Source organism: Janthinobacterium sp. Bl 1, assembly GCF_058215535.1.
Genome location: NZ_CM177086.1, coordinates 5,176,571 through 5,193,489 on the forward strand (window position 1 = coordinate 5,176,571; position 16,919 = coordinate 5,193,489).

At 62.7% G+C, this 16,919-nt stretch carries 12 protein-coding genes and 1 pseudogene; 5 read left to right on the plus strand and 8 right to left on the minus strand.

Annotated features, from left to right (window positions below; genetic code table 11):
* Window positions 1-4 precede the first annotated feature (4 nt).
* Window positions 5-859 carry an SIS domain-containing protein gene (locus AC4BCN_RS23320; RefSeq protein ID WP_034750862.1) on the plus strand — a complete coding sequence of 285 codons (855 nt, stop codon included), beginning with the start codon at window positions 5-7 and terminating at the stop codon, window positions 857-859.
* Between the two features lie 178 nt (window positions 860-1,037).
* Here the strand turns inward: AC4BCN_RS23320 and AC4BCN_RS23325 are convergent, their stop codons facing one another.
* The 4 genes from AC4BCN_RS23325 to AC4BCN_RS23340 are packed head-to-tail and all read right to left on the minus strand — an operon-like array spanning window position 1,038 to window position 7,565.
* Complete coding sequence (locus AC4BCN_RS23325; protein WP_490491869.1) at window positions 1,038-3,140, minus strand: T6SS phospholipase effector Tle1-like catalytic domain-containing protein; 2,103 nt, start codon at window positions 3,138-3,140, stop codon at window positions 1,038-1,040.
* Window positions 3,137-3,760, minus strand: coding sequence for a DUF3304 domain-containing protein (locus tag AC4BCN_RS23330; protein ID WP_490491870.1), 624 nt, complete (start codon window positions 3,758-3,760; stop codon window positions 3,137-3,139). The genes AC4BCN_RS23325 and AC4BCN_RS23330 overlap by 4 nt, the downstream gene beginning before the upstream one ends.
* Entirely contained in the window at window positions 3,757-4,656 is a 900-nt protein-coding gene (locus AC4BCN_RS23335; protein WP_490491871.1) for a DUF4123 domain-containing protein, read from the minus strand. The genes AC4BCN_RS23330 and AC4BCN_RS23335 overlap by 4 nt, the downstream gene beginning before the upstream one ends.
* Before the next feature lie 47 nt (window positions 4,657-4,703).
* Entirely contained in the window at window positions 4,704-7,565 is a 2,862-nt protein-coding gene (locus tag AC4BCN_RS23340; protein ID WP_490491872.1) for a type VI secretion system Vgr family protein, read from the minus strand.
* A 207-nt stretch (window positions 7,566-7,772) separates the two neighbouring features.
* On the opposite strand from AC4BCN_RS23340, the gene tal reads away from it, so the two are divergent.
* Window positions 7,773-8,708: a transaldolase gene (gene tal, locus AC4BCN_RS23345; RefSeq protein WP_034753971.1), complete on the plus strand. Its 936-nt coding sequence runs from the start codon at window positions 7,773-7,775 to the stop codon at window positions 8,706-8,708.
* Window positions 8,709-8,782: 74 nt separating this feature from the next.
* Here tal and AC4BCN_RS23350 read toward each other — a convergent pair whose 3' ends face one another.
* Window positions 8,783-9,652 (minus strand): hypothetical protein, encoded by an 870-nt coding sequence (locus AC4BCN_RS23350; RefSeq protein ID WP_490491873.1) that lies wholly within the window; start codon window positions 9,650-9,652, stop codon window positions 8,783-8,785.
* Between the two features lie 204 nt (window positions 9,653-9,856).
* Here AC4BCN_RS23350 and AC4BCN_RS23355 point away from each other — a divergent pair, with 204 nt between their 5' ends.
* From AC4BCN_RS23355 to AC4BCN_RS23365, 3 genes and pseudogenes are all read left to right on the plus strand, one after another.
* On the plus strand, window positions 9,857-10,930 hold the full coding sequence (locus tag AC4BCN_RS23355) for a patatin-like phospholipase family protein (protein WP_338679494.1): 1,074 nt from the start codon (window positions 9,857-9,859) through the stop codon (window positions 10,928-10,930).
* 121 nt (window positions 10,931-11,051) lie between these two features.
* The gene (locus AC4BCN_RS23360) at window positions 11,052-12,782 is read left to right on the plus strand and encodes a methyl-accepting chemotaxis protein (protein WP_338679495.1); all 1,731 of its coding nucleotides are present in this window, start codon (window positions 11,052-11,054) and stop codon (window positions 12,780-12,782) included.
* 1,112 nt (window positions 12,783-13,894) lie between these two features.
* A pseudogene (locus AC4BCN_RS23365) lies at window positions 13,895-14,032 on the plus strand (tetratricopeptide repeat protein); the annotation flags it as partial.
* 89 nt (window positions 14,033-14,121) lie between these two features.
* Here AC4BCN_RS23365 and hemW read toward each other — a convergent pair.
* From hemW to rph, 3 genes are all read right to left on the minus strand, one after another.
* The gene (hemW, locus tag AC4BCN_RS23370) at window positions 14,122-15,396 is read right to left on the minus strand and encodes a radical SAM family heme chaperone HemW (protein WP_139092262.1); all 1,275 of its coding nucleotides are present in this window, start codon (window positions 15,394-15,396) and stop codon (window positions 14,122-14,124) included.
* A complete protein-coding gene (rdgB, locus tag AC4BCN_RS23375; protein ID WP_034753983.1) occupies window positions 15,393-15,977 on the minus strand; it encodes an RdgB/HAM1 family non-canonical purine NTP pyrophosphatase in 585 nt (194 codons plus the stop codon). The genes hemW and rdgB overlap by 4 nt, the downstream gene beginning before the upstream one ends.
* Before the next feature lie 138 nt (window positions 15,978-16,115).
* Window positions 16,116-16,844 carry a ribonuclease PH gene (gene rph / locus AC4BCN_RS23380; RefSeq protein WP_034753984.1) on the minus strand — a complete coding sequence of 243 codons (729 nt, stop codon included), beginning with the start codon at window positions 16,842-16,844 and terminating at the stop codon, window positions 16,116-16,118.
* Window positions 16,845-16,919: the final 75 nt, after the last annotated feature.

Here is a 16,919-nt window from a genome sequence, read left to right on the forward strand (position 1 = left end):
CCTGATGCTGCTTGATTCCATCCGCACCCAGCTCGATTCGCTCTCCAAGTCGGAGAAAAAGGTCGCGCTGGCCGTGCTTGACCAGCCTAACCAGACGGTCAGCCAGAACATCACGGCGCTGGCGAAAAGCGCGCAGGTGTCGGAACCGACCGTGGTGCGCTTTTGCCGCACCCTGGGCTATGACGGCTGGCATGAATTCAAGCTGAAGCTGGCGCAGGGGCTGGCCCTGGCCATGCCCGGCGCGAACGAGCAGCCGGCGCAGGACGACCTGGCGGCCGACCTGGTGAATAAAATCTGCAGCCGCTCGATCAACACCCTGCTCGACCTGCGCAACAACCTGAACCCGGAAGCGATCCAGCGCGCGCTCGACATCCTGTCGCGCGCCAGCAAGATCGAATTCTATGGCCAGGGCACGTCGGGCATCGTGGCGGCCGACGCGCAGCACAAGTTCTTCCGCTCGGGCGTGCCGACGGTCGCCTACAGCGATCCGAACATCCACAGCATCGCCGCGGCCCTGCTGCGCGGCGGCGACTGCCTGGTCGCCATCTCGCAGCGCGGCAACAGCCCCGCCCTCGTGCGCTCCGTGAAACTGGCGCGCCGCGGCGGCGCCGACGTCGTTGTGCTGGCCCCATCGGGCACGCCGCTGGCCGACCTGGCGACCGTGCTGATCCCGATAGACCTGGTCTTCAACACCGACCCCTACACCCCGATTTCCGCCCGCCTGGCCTACCTGGTCGTGATCGACGTGCTGGCCGTGGGCCTGGCCCTGCAACGGGGACCTGAATTCCGCAAGAAAATGCAGAATGCGCAGAAAGCGCTGCAGGAATTCGACATGCAGTTTGATTCCTTCATCGGCTGACCTGGCTGATATCCTGCCGGCTCCAGCCCTGCTGGGGCAGCTCCTTAGCCGGGGTGGCGGAATGAAATAGATCGGGCTCAGCAAATGCACGGACTGCGTTAGTCAAGGCTGCCAGCAAGGCCTGCAATGTGCGGCTATCGACCCAGTGCACGGGTAGCTCAATGGATTGGCATTTGACTTACACCATCTTCAGCGACTCCACGGCATTGGCAGATATATGATGGGCCATCGCGATAATGCGCTGTTCCTTGTGCAAAACAGGCAGCATGCCCGCATACTGAGCGCCTGACGGCTTGAAGGTATCCGATCCCATGTAAATTGACCGGAAACGCAAATAGCCACCTCCCAGAAGTCTGCTCTCGCGTCCACCCTTGTCCGGCTCGATCGCATCCATTTCGTTTTCGGTACCTTTGACAGCTTTGTATCGCAGCAATTGCTCTTTTTCCTTCTTGCTCAAACTATAGGGATTGGGCTTCCCAGGGTCTGCCTCCGGACCGTTCTCCCATTCACGGGCTCGCTCTTCCTGAGCCACAAGCAATTCCAGCGCGTACCACAAGTCAGGAATGTCTTTCCCCAACGGTTTGAACCACGCACGCGAGTCATGCACGAACTGTTCAAAAAAGTTGTTTACTTCGGCGGGTGGTACCGGCTTGTCCCAAAATTCGGCGATAGGTTCCCATTCGGGATTACGGGGCCGCCCTCTACTGCCAGTCGTGCGCTGATCGGTGCGCCATTTTTCAAAGCTCGCAACCTCTTCCTCCAACTCCTTGTCCGCCATCGTGAGATCAGTAAAATCGAATTTCCCGCTTTTATAGGTGGCTGCCAAATTCTTAACATTCGGCAAATCTCCCATCTTGCCAAGCATTTTCTTGCGCCACTGTATGTACAGCATGTGCTGGAATTCCATAATCCTATGTAGCCGCAATGATGGCTCAGCTCCTTGCCGCGCATGGCAAAAGCCGATATAGGCATTGAAGGTGGCTATTGTGCGCGGATCGATGCGAAAGGCCCGCTTCGTCGCTTCACTGGCCTCTTCCAGCTTCAGCGGCACCCCAGCCAGGCGCCCCGCCCGGTACATCGTGGCCAAGGTAATGCGCGACATCAAGTCACCTCCGCTTGGATCTGTACCGCGCCCTTGTTCTTGCGGTAAATAGCCGCCTCCGATGTCCGAATGAACACCGGGGAAAACAATTTCCGTGCAATTAGGGGGAATATTGCCCAGGTGAGCAACGGAGTCCAAGGGAAAAGACCGGCGTACTTCATGCGCCGACACCAGATGCAGGCACTTGGTTGGCCCCGGTGATGTGGGTATTCTGAGCGACACTTCGGTGTCGGCCCAGCCACCATGTCCGTCCACCATCCTGTTCGGGAGGGGCACTGAAGCTGCCAAGCCAACCGAAGCGACGGTATCGAACAGGCCCATAAAGTCGAACGTCACCTCGATAGTGCCCATACTTAACTGGCGAGCCTTGACGCCTTTGCTAACGGTCAGTTGCGCATCGAGCTTGCATAACCAGATAAACCAGTTGGCAAACGAGCGCGCTTCGGCCGCGCCACGCGAGAAACCGAACATCGACACGAAGATATTGAGCACCCTGCCTTTATTGACGCTTTTCGCCGGCCCATCGGTTGGCACAAATGGCCGCAAATTGCTGTGCAGCTTTTGCAAGGCCTGCGTAAAAGCATTCACCAGCGCCTGTGAAGGCCGCACTTTGCTGGGCAAACTGAGCGTATTGAAGTCCTTTTTAAACGTCTTATCATCCACCAAGGGAGCATCGGTATAATATCTGTGCACATTATTGAGTGCCTCCACCAATGCCCAGATGATACGATTTTCTCCCTTGTAGGCGAAGGCCAGGCCGCGCGCCCGGTCGCTGGTGAGGGCGCTAAATCCCTCCCCCGTATCGCCAACCTCGTCGAAACGTGTTCCCACTCCGGGAACATAGGTGCGAAAGTAACTGTTGTGGTATTTTGTTTCCAAGTCCGGCCAGGCCTCGCTGCCATGCGTATCTTTACCGCCGGGAAATGCACGGTACAAGCGCGCCACGTTGCTGTGACAATGAAGCGGCACATCCCGCTTCATATTATTGTTGGTGCCGTCAAAGAAGAAGCCGAAAAACAAATTCGCATCGCATGAGGGAGGAAAGCCTGGACGTGGGCACTCACGATTCTTTAAAAACTCTAAAATTTTTGGTAACTCATCAACTTCATCAAAAAAAACATCTCTGGCAGACGGATCATTTTTGTCAACAGAATAGCTTTTGGCTAAAAAAGCAGTCATGGTTCATCTCCTTCCAAACTTTGGATGACTTTTTTCTGAAAATCAATGATTTCCTGAATCTCCTTTACCTTCTCATCTGGCAAAGAATTTAAGTAAAGCAGCCCTCTTTCCAGCGTAAAAGCTAGCTTATTTCTCTCTCTCATTAGTTTCTGCTTGCGGCGCTCTTCGCGATACTCCTTCGTCGGCACCGGATACCCTTTGATTTTCCCCGGCCATTCCGGCAGGCTCGGTCCGTAATGCGACACCACGGCCCCCACGCTGCCATCTTCATAGACAATCAGCCAGATATCGCCCGCCTTCCCATTTGGATACGGCGGGATGCTGACCGTCTCGCGATGCAGAGTCGGGTCTGGATAAAACTGATAGACCACCACGACCTTCAAATCCGCATGCCATTTTTCCGGCACGCTGAAACAGCATATCGTGCCGCCTTGGCCATAAGGATCGATCGCATCGCCACCGCCGCCGCTGTTGGTATTGCCCGGATTTTCAACCGCAATGTAATTGACTTCGCGCGAAGAATAATTCAGCGCCTGAATGCTCGCCGCCATGCCGACGCCGGGAAAACATGCGGCCAGCAAGATACCTCGCCACAGCCACTGCCTGAACAAGATAATCATGACTTTGCCTCCACTGATAACATCGGCACAGCAACAGGGGATTGCTCCGCCATCCATCCTTCAAACAATGCAGCTGGCACTTGTGCCCGTGCAGGTTCCGCTAGCCAGAATGCAAGTTGCGACCGTGCTTCCAGGCCTGGGTTTTCGAGGCCAAATATGCATACGTCAAATCGATCTGGCGGTGCTTCAAGCCGCGCATGATCGGCACAACCCAGCCAGTATTCAACCAAGGCATGGGCATGTTCGGCAGTATGTGGTTCCAGCAAGCGAGGCCTGGTCGCGCGCACTTGGAACAGGATACCGTCGCCTTCCGCCGCGCGCATCAGTTGAGCGCATTGCTGCTCGCTTAACGATATGCCAACCGCCGCCGGAAGCGCCTCACCGGGCAAGGTCGAATCACCCCAGTCACCGTTACGCGTAACATATTGCCAATGGTGTGCCGGTCCGCAAAACTGGCCCAACTGCTGCGCCGTCAATATCTTGAAAAGCTGCGGCAAAATGCGGGTATCGGCAAACGACAATGCCACCGTATAGTCGGCGGCGTCAACGATGCACCATGGCGCCAAACGGGCCGCCAGTTGTTTCAACGGCTCCGGCGTGACAATCAGGCTGAGTGCCGGATGACCATTGGTTTTCTCAAGCAGCCGCTCCCAAGTAAAACGAGCTGCATCGTCAAACTCAACCAGCAGCGGCGAGATGGACAAAGTTTCTTCATTCGCACCTGGCGTACCGGCAAACAACGCCTCATATCGTAGATGCTGCGTGCGCTTAAGCAAGGGATAACACGACTCGTCAAAAACACCATCGACCAGCGCATATATGTGCGCCTCGGGAAACTGGCGGCGAAACGCCTGCAAGCGCGTGTGCGATGACACTTTCCAATCAGAGGGAAACATATTAATACCCACTTAGTCGCTCTCCTCTAACTGTTGTTTTCGGCTATTCACTCTTCCACCATAGAAAAAGGCGAACCTGATTCGGCGGCGCTACGCCTGCATCGTTTACATATGGAACGGGAGAATCTGGGCAACGGATAAGCGAGCCTTTCCGGACCGATAAAACTCTTCTTGCCGGCATGCACCGTGATCTTGCCCGGACACTGCACGGTGATGTTGCCGCCCTCGATCGTGATGTTCGCCCCGCCCGCCGTCGACAGGCGGATGCTTTTGGCCGCCGCCCAGTCGATGTGCGCGGCGGCGCTGACGATATTGACTTCCTCGCGCGCCTGCACGTTGAGCACGTCGGCCTGCGCCTCGAACTCGATGGCCTGTTTGGCGGCGATCAGTTGCAGGCCGGTATTGTTCTCGCCCGCCTTGACGACGCCGGCCAGCCCGCCAATGGCCTGGCCGCTGTGCAATCGCCACTGGCCGCCGCCGACGAACTGGGTGTCCTGGCCGCTCATCAGGGAGGTGGTTTCGCCATTCGCCAGCTGGATATCCTGGCCCGCCAGCACGCCCAGGCCGGCGCGGGCGGCGATGGCGATGATGGCGTCGCTGCTGTGCGGCAGCTTGCCGTCGGCCGGGACTGTCGGCTTGCCCGCTGCGTCGCGCCTGGCGGCGGCCGTATTTTCCTGGCTCAGCATGCCGGAGGCGGTGGTGAGGAAGGCTTGCAGGGGCGCCGCCTTTTCGTCCAGCGCACTGCTGGTGTTCGCCTTGGCCCCCAGGTGCGCTGCATACGCGACCGTCTTGTGCGTGACGGCGGCGGCGCTGAAGGTTTCGCCCAGCTTGGCCGCCTGCTTGAGCAGGACCATGCCCGGCGCATTGTCGCCGGCCGGATCGCGCGCCTGCGCGTCGTGGTTGACGAGGTAGCTGGAAATCAAGAGCCCGGCCCCGGCCCGCACGGCGCCGTAATCGTCGGTGCGCAGTTCGGCGCCCAGGCCGCGCAGGCTGCCCCGGTAATTGTCGGCCGCATGGATCAGGTGACCAAGACCGAGCGCGCTGGCCGCATGGCTGCTCTTGAGCTCGATGCGGCCCTTGCTGTCCGTATCGTCGAACAGCAGCTGGTTATAGCCAGCCGAGCCAGCCGGCGTACCGAATTCCTTGCTGCGGATGCCCCATTGCGCGGCGCCGTTGCGGTGCGCCGCGCTGCCGCCGGCCGCGCCATGCCAGAGCGGGCTGTTGCCGCCCGCCAGGTTGCCCTGGCCCGCCGCAGGGCGATCGTGTGACGGCTGGAAAACGCCGGCGTCGAACGACTCGCTGGCGTCACCGCGGGTTGTCCGTTGACGTCCGCCCTCGCCCTGCCCGTTGTACAGGGCGCCGACGATGATGGGCCGGTCGATATCGTTTTCCAGGAATTGCACCAGCACTTCCTGGCCGATGCGCGGCAGGAACTGGCTGCCCATGCCGCCGCCTGCCGCGCGCTGCGCCACGCGCACCCAGCACGTGGCGGCCGTTTCAAGTTGCCAGTGGAAACGGATGCGCACCCGGCCCAGCTTGTCGCAATGGATTTCGCTGCCGCCGCTCGCCGCGGCGCCGCCGTCGGCGCCGACGACGATGGCGCTCTGGCTGCCCAGGGCCGTCGGTGTCGGGTGGTGGCGTACATCGTTGTCGCCATGCACAGGGCGCCATGGCGTGCCTGCGGCAATCATCTCGATGCAGTTGGCGTAACCGCTGGCTTGCGCCTGGGCGATCGCGGTGGCAAAGTCGGCAAAGCCATCGCCGCCCGGCGCCATGGCTTCGTCCAGCAGTTCCGGCAGCGGTCCGAACAGTTCTGCCAGCGCCTGCAGTGCGGGCGCCGGCAGGTTGTTGATGCCGATGCTGGCCACCCGGAGCACGACATATTCGGACGCGGCACCATCGGCCTGCGGCAACGGCCCCTGCGTCAGGGTAAAGCGCGTGCCGGCGCGCAAGGTACGCACGGTCGAGCGCGCCTGCCACAACTGGGCGCGCGCTTCGCGCGACTGCATCTGCAACTGCGCATAGTGCTGCGCCTGCACGCCATTCGCATACCAGTACTGGCCCGGCGTATCGTAGCTTTCCAGCACTGGAGCATGCTTGCCGCCGATGGCCATATTCGTCGGCACGCTGGCGGCGACCGCCTTTTTGGCCTTGTAATCGTAGCTCAGCACGCTACTCAGCCCCACATGCAGGCTGCGCCGAGCGCACAGCGCCTGCACGCTGTCACTCGCTTCGCTGGCCCTGGCGCCATGAAAGCGCAAGCCGCCGCCCTGCGCGCTGCTGGCGTCCTCGGGCGTGGCGCACACATGGCTGCTGTCGGCAAAGACGATCATGGCCTGACCGTCAAACCGCCAGGCCAGCCCTTCTTCCGTCAGCAGCCGGCGCACGAAATCGTAGTCCGACTCCCGGTACTGGCAGCAATAGCTGCGCTCGCCCGCCTCCTGCATGAAAGATGCCACCTCGTCGCTCCAGCGCCACAGCGCGTATGGCGCATACGCCTGCAAGACCTCGTCGACGATGGCCGTCAGGCTCCTGTCTTGCCAGACGCGGCTGTTGCGCGCCTGGGTCAACAGCCACAGCCATGGGGTGATGCGCAGCCTGTAGCGCGCCAGGCCGCCATTGCTGCCCAGCGTGGCCGCGGCGCTGATGTAGCCGGAAAATGGGGTGCGCGTGCCGTCGGCCAGGCTGATATGCAGGCTGGCCGGCTGGCCCAGCAGGGGCGCCAGCGCCACATGGGCGCTGGTGGACAAGGCGATGATGTCGCGCGCGCCAACTTCCTGCAACCGCTCGTCGGCGGCAAAGGCTTCGACCAGCAAGCCGCTGTCCTGTCCATCATCGCCGATGGACAATGCATACAGGCGTGTCTCGCCGTTGAAGGCGGCTACCGCGCTAACGATATCTTGTGTCAAAAGATGCTCTTCATCTGGAGAGTGGCATCGCACATTGCTTATTAAAACAATGTGCAAAATAAACAAGTCCAGGCAATTATGCGCGAGTTCTCAAAAAAGCAAGATTCAATTGAGCAAGTAGTGCGCGGGCAAGCCAATAGTCGGTGCTTCAGGCAGTGAATTCGGTACAATACCCCGGCAAGCCCATTCACTCTTTCCCGTGCAGCCATGAACCAACTCGAACAACTGAAGCAATTTACTACCGTGGTGGCCGACACCGGCGACTTCCAATCGATCCAGGCATACACGCCACGCGATGCGACGACGAATCCGTCGCTGATCCTGAAGGCCGTGCAGAAGGATGAATACAAGCCGCTGCTGGAAAAGGCCGTGCGCGACCATCCGAACGCCTCGACCGCCGAAATCATCGACCGCCTGCTGATCGCCTTTGGCGTGGAAATCCTGCAAACCATCCCCGGCCGCGTCTCCACCGAAGTCGATGCGCGCCTGTCGTTCGACACGGAAGGCACGGTCGCCAAGGGCCGCGACCTGATCGCCCTGTATTCGAACGCAGGCATTCCGCGCGAGCGCGTGCTGATCAAGATCGCCTCCACCTGGGAAGGCATCCGCGCCGCCGCCATCCTGGAAAAGGAAGGCATCCGCTGCAACATGACTCTGCTGTTCTCGCTGGCCCAGGCCATCGCCTGCGCCGAAGCGGGCGCCCAGCTCATTTCGCCGTTCGTCGGCCGCATCTACGACTGGTACAAGAAATCGACGGGCATCGACTACATGGGCGCGGAAGATCCGGGCGTGCAATCGGTCCGCCGCATCTACAACTACTACCGCAAGTTCGGCTACAAGACCGAGGTGATGGGTGCGAGCTTCCGCAACACGTCGCAAATCCTCGAACTGGCCGGCTGCGACCTGCTCACCATCAGCCCCGACCTGCTGCAAAAGCTGGCCGACAGCGATGCGCCGGTGGAGCGCAAGCTGAGCGCCGAAGCGGCGCCATCGACCAACATCGTGCAAATGTCGCTGAACGAAGAAGCGTTCCGCTTCATGATGAATGAAGACGCGATGGCGACGGAAAAACTGGCCGAAGGCATCCGCGCTTTCTGCGTCGATTCCGGCAAGCTGAAACAGATGATCGCGGCACTGCGTTAATTCCGGCAATCACGACGGACGAAAAAGAGCGGCGCCGTGCATTGCACGGCGCCGCTTTTTTCATGCCCGTGCGATCAGGAGCAGCGGAACGTGGCCACGCCCTGGTAATTGGCGCCATTTGCCAGACGCACCTTGTAGCCGCCCGTGACGAGGTAGCTCCCCGTACCGCCGTCGCCCAGCGCCAGCAGCATGCCCGAGCCTGCCGCCAGGAAGCCGCCGCTGATGCCGCATGTACCTGGCGTGTTGATCATGCCCGTAGCCGCTGCCTTGCCGGTGCTGCCGCCGGCCGTGGCATCTACCGTCATGGCCAGTGTGGCGCCTGCCGCGCCGAAGGACAAGGTGGCGCTGCCGCTGGCCGTGCCGAAATAGCCGCCCTGCGAGCTGGTCGTACCGCCCGTATAGCTGGGCGCCGTGAACTTGCCCGCATCGCATTGGAAAGCGCCGGTGAAGGGCAAGGCCGCCACCGTGTTGTAGACGCTGTAATGGGCGCTGGCATTATTGCCGCTCATGACCGTGCTGCCGCTGCTGCTGCTGATCGTGCCGGTGAACCAGCGTCCCTGCGCAAATGCCGCGTCGCCGCTAATGTCGCGCGTGATGGACGGGTTGCCCGTCAGCACGATGCTGCCGATATTGCTCAAGGCGCCGGAGGTATCCTGGACCAGCAGGCTGGCCTTGCCACTGCTCTGCAAGCCGATAGCCGTAAAGATGAAGCGGCTATTGTCGCCATTGACGAAACGGGCGCTGACACTACCCGTGTTTTCGCCGGTGGCCGCTGGCACCGTGGGAACGACAGGAACGACAGGAACGACGGGCGCCACCGGATCGGCAGGCTTGGCCGTGTTCACGGCAACCGACGTGTCGGATGGGGAAGAGGAACCGCCACCACCGCAAGCGGCAAGCGAAGCGGCGATCAGGGTCAGAACAAAAGCGTGATTCAGTTGCATACGATTCCAATAAAAAAAGCAAGACATAAGGAATCCTTGGCACATGCCAAAAATTCAACGTCCAATATTATGCAACATTTCTCAAGAGAATGGTTGCCTTAAAGAAATTTATTAATACTAACAATGGGACTATAGCGAGCGCGACTGTGTCATGGCGCCACGCTGGCGGTAAAATACCTGGCTACAGGCCGCCAACGACTACTCATGCAATCACCGATCACTATCCGCCTGGGCCGCCGCGCCCGGGCGCGCATCGCCGACAACGGGGTGCGCGCCAGCGATATCGCCATCGTTCCTGCCGCCGCAGGCGGGCCGAAAGGCTTGATCCTGCACCAGCTCGATTGCTGGCTGTTCGGCCACTTCCTGCCACAAGCGCCGCGTCCGCGCCAGTTCGTCGGCGCTTCGATCGGCGCCTGGCGCATGGCCGCCGCCGTGTTCCCCGACCCTGTCGCCGCGCAGCGCCGCCTGGTGCGCGAATACGTGGGCCAGCGTTATCCCGACAAACCCGAGGCGGCGCACGTCAGCCGCACCTGCCGCGCCCTGCTCGACGCCGTCCTCGATGGCCAGGATGCGCAGCTGCTGCGGCACGAGCGCCACAGCCTGTCGGTGCTGGCCGTACGCGGCATCGGCGCGCTGGCGCAGCCGGGCAAATGGCGCGACCGGCGCGGCTTCCTGATGGCGGCCGCCGGCAACGCCGTGGCGCGCGCGCGCCTGGCCGCCTCGCTGGAACGCGCCGTGTTCCATGCCGGACCGGATGGCGCCAGCTGGCTGCGCTCGCGCTTCGACGCCTTCCATTCCCACTTCGTGCCGCTGGCGCAAGACAACCTGCGCGACGCGCTGCTGGCCTCCGGCTCCATTCCGCTGGTGCTCGATGCGGTCACGGACATCGCCGGCGCGCCGCCCGGGCGCTACTGGGACGGCGGCCTGGTCGACTACCATTTGCACCTGCCCTACCAGCGCGAACCGGACCTCGTGCTGTATCCGCATTTTGCCGACCATATCGTACCGGGCTGGCTGGACAAGGCCATGCCCTGGCGCCGCGCGCGCAGCGGCGATAGCGCACTCGACAACATGATCCTCGTCTCGCCGTCGCCCGCCTTCGTGGCCAGCCTGCCCAACGGCAAACTGCCGGACCGGCGCGACTTCCCCCATTACGGGCAAGACCACGCGGCGCGCATGCGCGACTGGCGCCGCGCCATCGCGGAAAGCGAGCGCATGGCGGCCGCCTTCGCCCGCTGGGCCGAGCAGCCGGACTTGCGCCAGGCGGGCGATCTGTAGCACGGGCGTGGCTGCAACAGACGCCAAAACAAGCGCGCGTTTCGCTCGCCTCTTGGTCACTTCTCAGTGCATACTATGTCGCACAGGCAATTAAATCCCCTCTGCGACAGGAGCTCCAACCATGCACGCCCTCTCCCACCTTCGTATCGGCACGCGCCTGGCTGCAGGCTTCGCGCTGGTGCTGCTGCTGTCCGTGATCTCCACCTCGTACGCGCTGTACAGCGCCCACGTGAATGCCGAAGCGACGCGGCAAATGATGGAAAAACCGCTGGCCAAGGAACGCCTCGTATCGGACTGGTACGTGCTGATCTATTCGGCCATCGCGCGCACCTCGATGATCGCCAAAAGCACGGATGAAACCCTGTCCAGCGTGTTTGCCGACACCATCGCCGACAGCACCAAACAGGGCAGCGAACTGCTGAAGAAAATCGAGGCGCTGCTCGACAGCGACGAAGAAAAAGCCATCTTCAAATCGTCCATCGCCGAGCGCGTCAAGTACCAGGATGCCAAGACCCTGGTGATGAATGCGCGCAAGGCAGGCGACGCGGCGCAGGCGGAAAGCACCTACCGCGACAGCTTCGCGCCGGCCGCCACCAAATACCAGAACAACGTCAAGGCCCTGCTGTCGCAGCAGCGCCAGGCCATCGACGCCACGGCGCACGCGATCGAGGCGGCCAACGGGCGCAGCTTCACCCTGCTGCTGACCTTGTGCGTGCTGGTGGTGGCGCTGGGCAGCATCTGCGCCTGGCTGATCACGCGCTCGATCACGCAGCCGTTGAAGGCTGCCGTGAAAGTGGCGGAAACGGTGGCCGACGGCGACTTGCGCACGCATTTCGGCAAGGCCGCCAGCGATGAAATCGGCGACCTGATGCGCGCGCTGCACGGCATGAACGAGGCGCTGCGCAAGGTGGTGTCGGAAGTGCAGACGGGCACCAACGCGATCGCCACGGCATCGGGCGAAATCGCCGCCGGCAACCAGGATTTGTCGGCCCGCACGGAGCAGCAGGCCAGCTCGCTGGAAGAGACGGCGTCGTCGATGGAAGAACTGACCAGCACCGTCAAGCAGAATGCGGACAATGCGCGCCAGGCCAACCAGATGGCGGTGGCCGCGTCCGGCGTGGCCGAACGGGGCGGCAGCATCGTCAGCCAGGTGGTCGACACCATGGGCGCCATCGATACGGCATCGACGAAAATCGTCGACATCATCGGCGTCATCGACGGCATCGCCTTCCAGACGAATATCCTGGCCTTGAACGCGGCCGTCGAAGCGGCGCGCGCCGGCGAGCAGGGACGCGGCTTTGCCGTCGTCGCCACGGAAGTGCGCAGCCTGGCGCAGCGCTCGGCCGCGGCGGCGCGCGAAATCAAGACCCTGATCGGCGACTCGGTGGAACAGGTCAACAATGGCACGCGGCTGGTGCAGCAGGCGGGCAGCACCATGGGTGAAGTGGTCGACAGCGTGCGCAGGGTGACCGACATCATGGCCGAGATCACCGCCGCCAGTGCCGAACAAAGCCTGGGCATCGACCAGGTCAACCAGGCCATCGCGCAGATGGACCAGGTAACGCAGCAAAATGCGGCCCTGGTGGAAGAAGCGGCCGCCGCGGCCGAAAGCATGCAGGACCAGGCCGCGCGCCTGGCGCAAGTGGCGGCCGGCTTCCAGCTCGAACACGTCGTCGCGGCGGCGCCCGTGCGCGCCGCGCGGCCAGCCAAGGCCGCCATTGCCAGCACGCAAAAACTCGCGCCACGCCAGTCCCAGGCCACGGCCGGCAAGCCGGCAGCACCCAAGGCGGCCGGTGCGGCGGCGCACAAAACGCCATCGCACATCGCCGGCGACGACTGGGAGGAATTTTAAGCCAGGGGGTTCAAGCCCGGTTTTCAAGCACAGTTTCAAGCGCCGTGCCGGCGGCGGCAAGGCGCTTGAAACTATTTGACAGCGGCGCCAGGCGCGCCGATACTGGTTTCAGGTGGGACTGGCGCGCCACCGCGACATGAGACAGCCGGCGCCTCCAGGGAGAGACCATGCGCCCCTATCTTGTTTCCGCCCCTTGCTTCAAGCACCTGGGCGCCGCCCTGCTCTGCTGTGTTTTGGCGGCCTGCAGCGTCACACCGCCTGCCAGCCTGCCCCCCATCTTCAACGACAGCGATTTCGCCCCGGCCGCCGCCATCGACGCCAGCCAGGTCTTTGCTATCGACGAGCCCATGCGCCAGTATGTGCGCACACAAGTGCGGCGCGAGGCGCGCACCAAAAATCCCCGCGCGGCACTCGCCGATGCCCTGCACAACCGGGCCGGGCTGCAGCTGGAATATGATGCCGCCATGACCCGCACGGCGCGCACAGCGTTCGATGCGCGCCAGGGCAATTGCCTGTCGCTGGTGCTGATGACGGCCGCACTGGCCAAGGAAATGGGGCTCAATGTGCACTACCAGGTGGTGCTGGGAGAGGAAAGCTGGAGCCGCAGCAGCGGCATGTATTTTGTCACCGGCCACGTCAATCTCGCACTGGAACGCCGCCCCGTCGGCAATACCGTCGGCTACGAGGCCGATGCCATCCTGCTCATCGACTTCCTGCCGTGCGCGAAGATCACCGGCCAGCGCACGCAGGAAGTCGACGAAGCAACCATCCTGGCCATGTACCTCAACAATCGCGCCGCCGAAACCATGAGCCAGGGCGACCTCGATCAAGCCTACTGGTATGCGCGCGCCGCCATCCTGCAAGACCCCACGTTTGCGGGTGCCTTCAATACCCTGGGCATCATCCAGCTGCGCCACGGCGACGTCGAGCCGGCGCGGCGCACGCTCGCCTACGCGCTGGAACGCTCGCCGATCAACACCGTGCTGCTGTCCAACCTGGCGCAAGCACTCGACGCGCCTGGCGCGCGGACTGAAGCGCAGCTGCTGCGGCGCAAATTGCTGGCCCTGCAGCCAGAGCCGCCGTTCCACTTTTTCAACCTGGGACAGGCGGCCATGCAGCAAACCGACTACCAGGAAGCGGCACGCCTGTTCAAGCGCGAGATGGCGCGCGACCCCTACTACCATGAATTCCACTTCTGGCTGGCGCAGGCGTATGCGCGCATGGGCCAGCTGGCGCAGGCCGGCACGCAGCTGGAACTGGCGATGGACAACAGCACCACGCGCGGCGAGCACGGGTTGTCCGCGGCCCAGCCACCGCGCATTAGCGCAGTCAGCACGCGTCAGTCTTCCAGGAACATCTGCTGTAAATCGTTCAGGAAGCACAATCCCCGTTCCGTCGGGCGGATGACCTGGTGGTCGCGGTACAGCAAGCCTTTCGCTTCGGCCGCATTGAGCGGCTGCTCGATGGCGTTGAGGGCCAGGCCCGTGCGCTCGGCGAACAGGTTCGGCGCAAAACCCTGCGTCAGGCGCAGGGTATTGAGCATGAATTCGAAACCCATTTCCTCGCGCGCCAGTTCGCGCTCTTCCTGCACCGGGTTGCCGGCCAGTACCGCGTCCATGTAGGCGCGCGGCTGCTTGTAGCGGGCCTGGCGCAGCACGCGGTGCGGGAACGATATCTTCGAATGCGCACCCGCACCGATACCCAGGTAGTCGCCGAATTCCCAGTAATTGCGGTTGTGCTTGGCCTGGCGGCCCGGCTGCGCATAGGCCGACACTTCATAGCGGCCGTAGCCCGCCTGCGCCGCGCGCGCGGCGACCATGTCGGCGATGTCGGCGCTCTCGTCGTCGTCCGGCAGCACGGGCGGATACTTGGCGAACAGCGTGTTCGGCTCCAGAGTCAGGTGGTACAGCGACAGGTGCGGCGGCGCGAACGACAGCGCCGTTTCCAGGTCCTGCCGCGCCTCGTCCAGCGTCTGCGTGGGCAGCGCGTACATCAGGTCGAGGTTGAAATTGTCGAAGTTGGCGTGCGCGATCTCCACCGCGCGGCGCGCCTCGTTGTCGTCGTGGATGCGCCCCAGCGCCTGCAAATGGCGGCCATTGAAGCTCTGGATGCCAATCGACAAACGGTTGATGCCGCTGGCCCGGTAGGACTTGAATTTTTCCGCTTCGAAGGTGCCCGGATTGGCTTCCATGGTGATTTCACAATCGGGCTCCAGTGGCAGCAGGGTGCGCACGTCCGACATCAGCCGGTCCAGGCCCGCCGCCGACATCAGGCTGGGCGTGCCGCCGCCGATGAAAATGGTGTGGATCTTGCGGCCCCAGATCAGCGGCAGCGCCATTTCCAGGTCCAGCCGCAGGGCCGCCAGGTATTCGGCTTCCGGCAAATCGCCGCGCACCTCGTGCGAATTGAAATCGCAATACGGGCATTTTTTCACGCACCACGGGAAATGGATGTACAGCGACAGCGGCGGCAGAGCCGTCAGGTTCAGCGCGCCCGGCTGCAGGTATTTCAGGGCCGCCCCGGCCGCGCCGGAAATGCCTTCCTGCGGCGCGGGAGCGGTGCCGGGCTTGGCTGCCGATTTGGCAACGGCACCCACCAGTTTGATCGGGATCATCGCAGCTTTTCCACCAGCGCGCGCAGGGCCTGGCCACGGTGCGACAGCGCGTTCTTTTCATCGGACGTCAGTTCGGCCGCGCACTTGCCCAGCGCGGGAAGGAAGAAATGCGGATCGTAGCCGAAGCCGCCGTTGCCGCGGGGCGTGGCGATCATCTCGCCGTTCCAGCGGCCGTCGGCGATCACGGGCTGCGGGTCGTCCGCATGGCGCACGTACACCAGCACGCAGTAGTAATACGCGGATTTGTCGGCATGCGCCTCGAGGTCGGCGATCAGCTTGGCGCTGTTGGCCGCGTCCGATTTCGGCTCGCCCGCATAACGGGCCGAGTACACGCCCGGCGCGCCGCCGAGCGCATTGACGCACACGCCGGAATCGTCGGCCAGCGCCGGCAAGCCCGTCAGGCGCGACGCGTGGCGCGCCTTCTGCAGCGCGTTTTCAACGAAGGTGTGGAACGGCTCGTCGCTTTCCGGCACGTCATACTCACCCTGGGCGTGGACGGAAAAACCGATGGTCGAGAGCAGCTCGTTGAATTCCTTGAGCTTGCCGGCGTTGTTGGAGGCGAGGATGAGGCGTTGGGTCATGTCAGTAGTCCGGTTGAAGTGCCGACATTGTAAACCTTTTGCGCTCCCCTCACCGTGGCCCACCGCCGCGCTCGACGGCGGCAAAAGCGGGCTTGTTGCCCGGCGCGGCGGGCGGCGATGTGTAAATCTGTGTAAAGATCAGATCCCCAAAGCCTGCTTCTGCATGGCGATCAGATCGGCGATGCCGCCCTGCGCCAGGTCCAGCAAGCGGTTCATGCCGGCGCGGTCGAACGCGGCGCCTTCTGCCGTGCCCTGCACTTCGATGAAGTGGCCCGCTTCCGTCATCACCACGTTCATGTCCGTGTCGCAGCCCGAGTCTTCCACGTAGTCGAGGTCCAGCACCGGCATGCCCTGGTAGACGCCCACCGAGATGGCGGCGACAAAGCTTTTCACGGGAATGGCGGTGATCGCGCCGCGTGCCTGCAACTGGGCAAACGCGTCATACGCGGCCACCATGGCGCCCGTGATCGAGGCCGTGCGCGTGCCGCCGTCGGCCTGGATCACGTCGCAATCGAGGTGCAGGGTGCGTTCGCCGAATGCCTGCAAATCGAAGGCGGCGCGCAGCGAGCGACCGATCAGGCGTTGGATTTCCTGCGTGCGGCCCGACTGCTTGCCGCGCGCCGCTTCGCGGTCCATGCGCGTGTGCGTCGAGCGCGGCAGCATGCCGTACTCGGCCGTCAACCAGCCCTGGCCCTTGCCCTTCAGGAAGCCCGGCACCTTGTCTTCGATGCTGGCGGTGCAGATGACCTTGGTGTCGCCGCACTCGATCAGCACCGAGCCTTCGGCATGCTTGGTGTACTGGCGGGTGATGCGGATGGCGCGCAGCGCATCGACGGCGCGGCCGCTCGGGCGGGATTCGAATGTCATGGGGATATCCTGTGTGATTGGGGTTGCGGCAGCGATTCTACCACCGCACGCCCGTCTATTTGCGGCCATGCAACA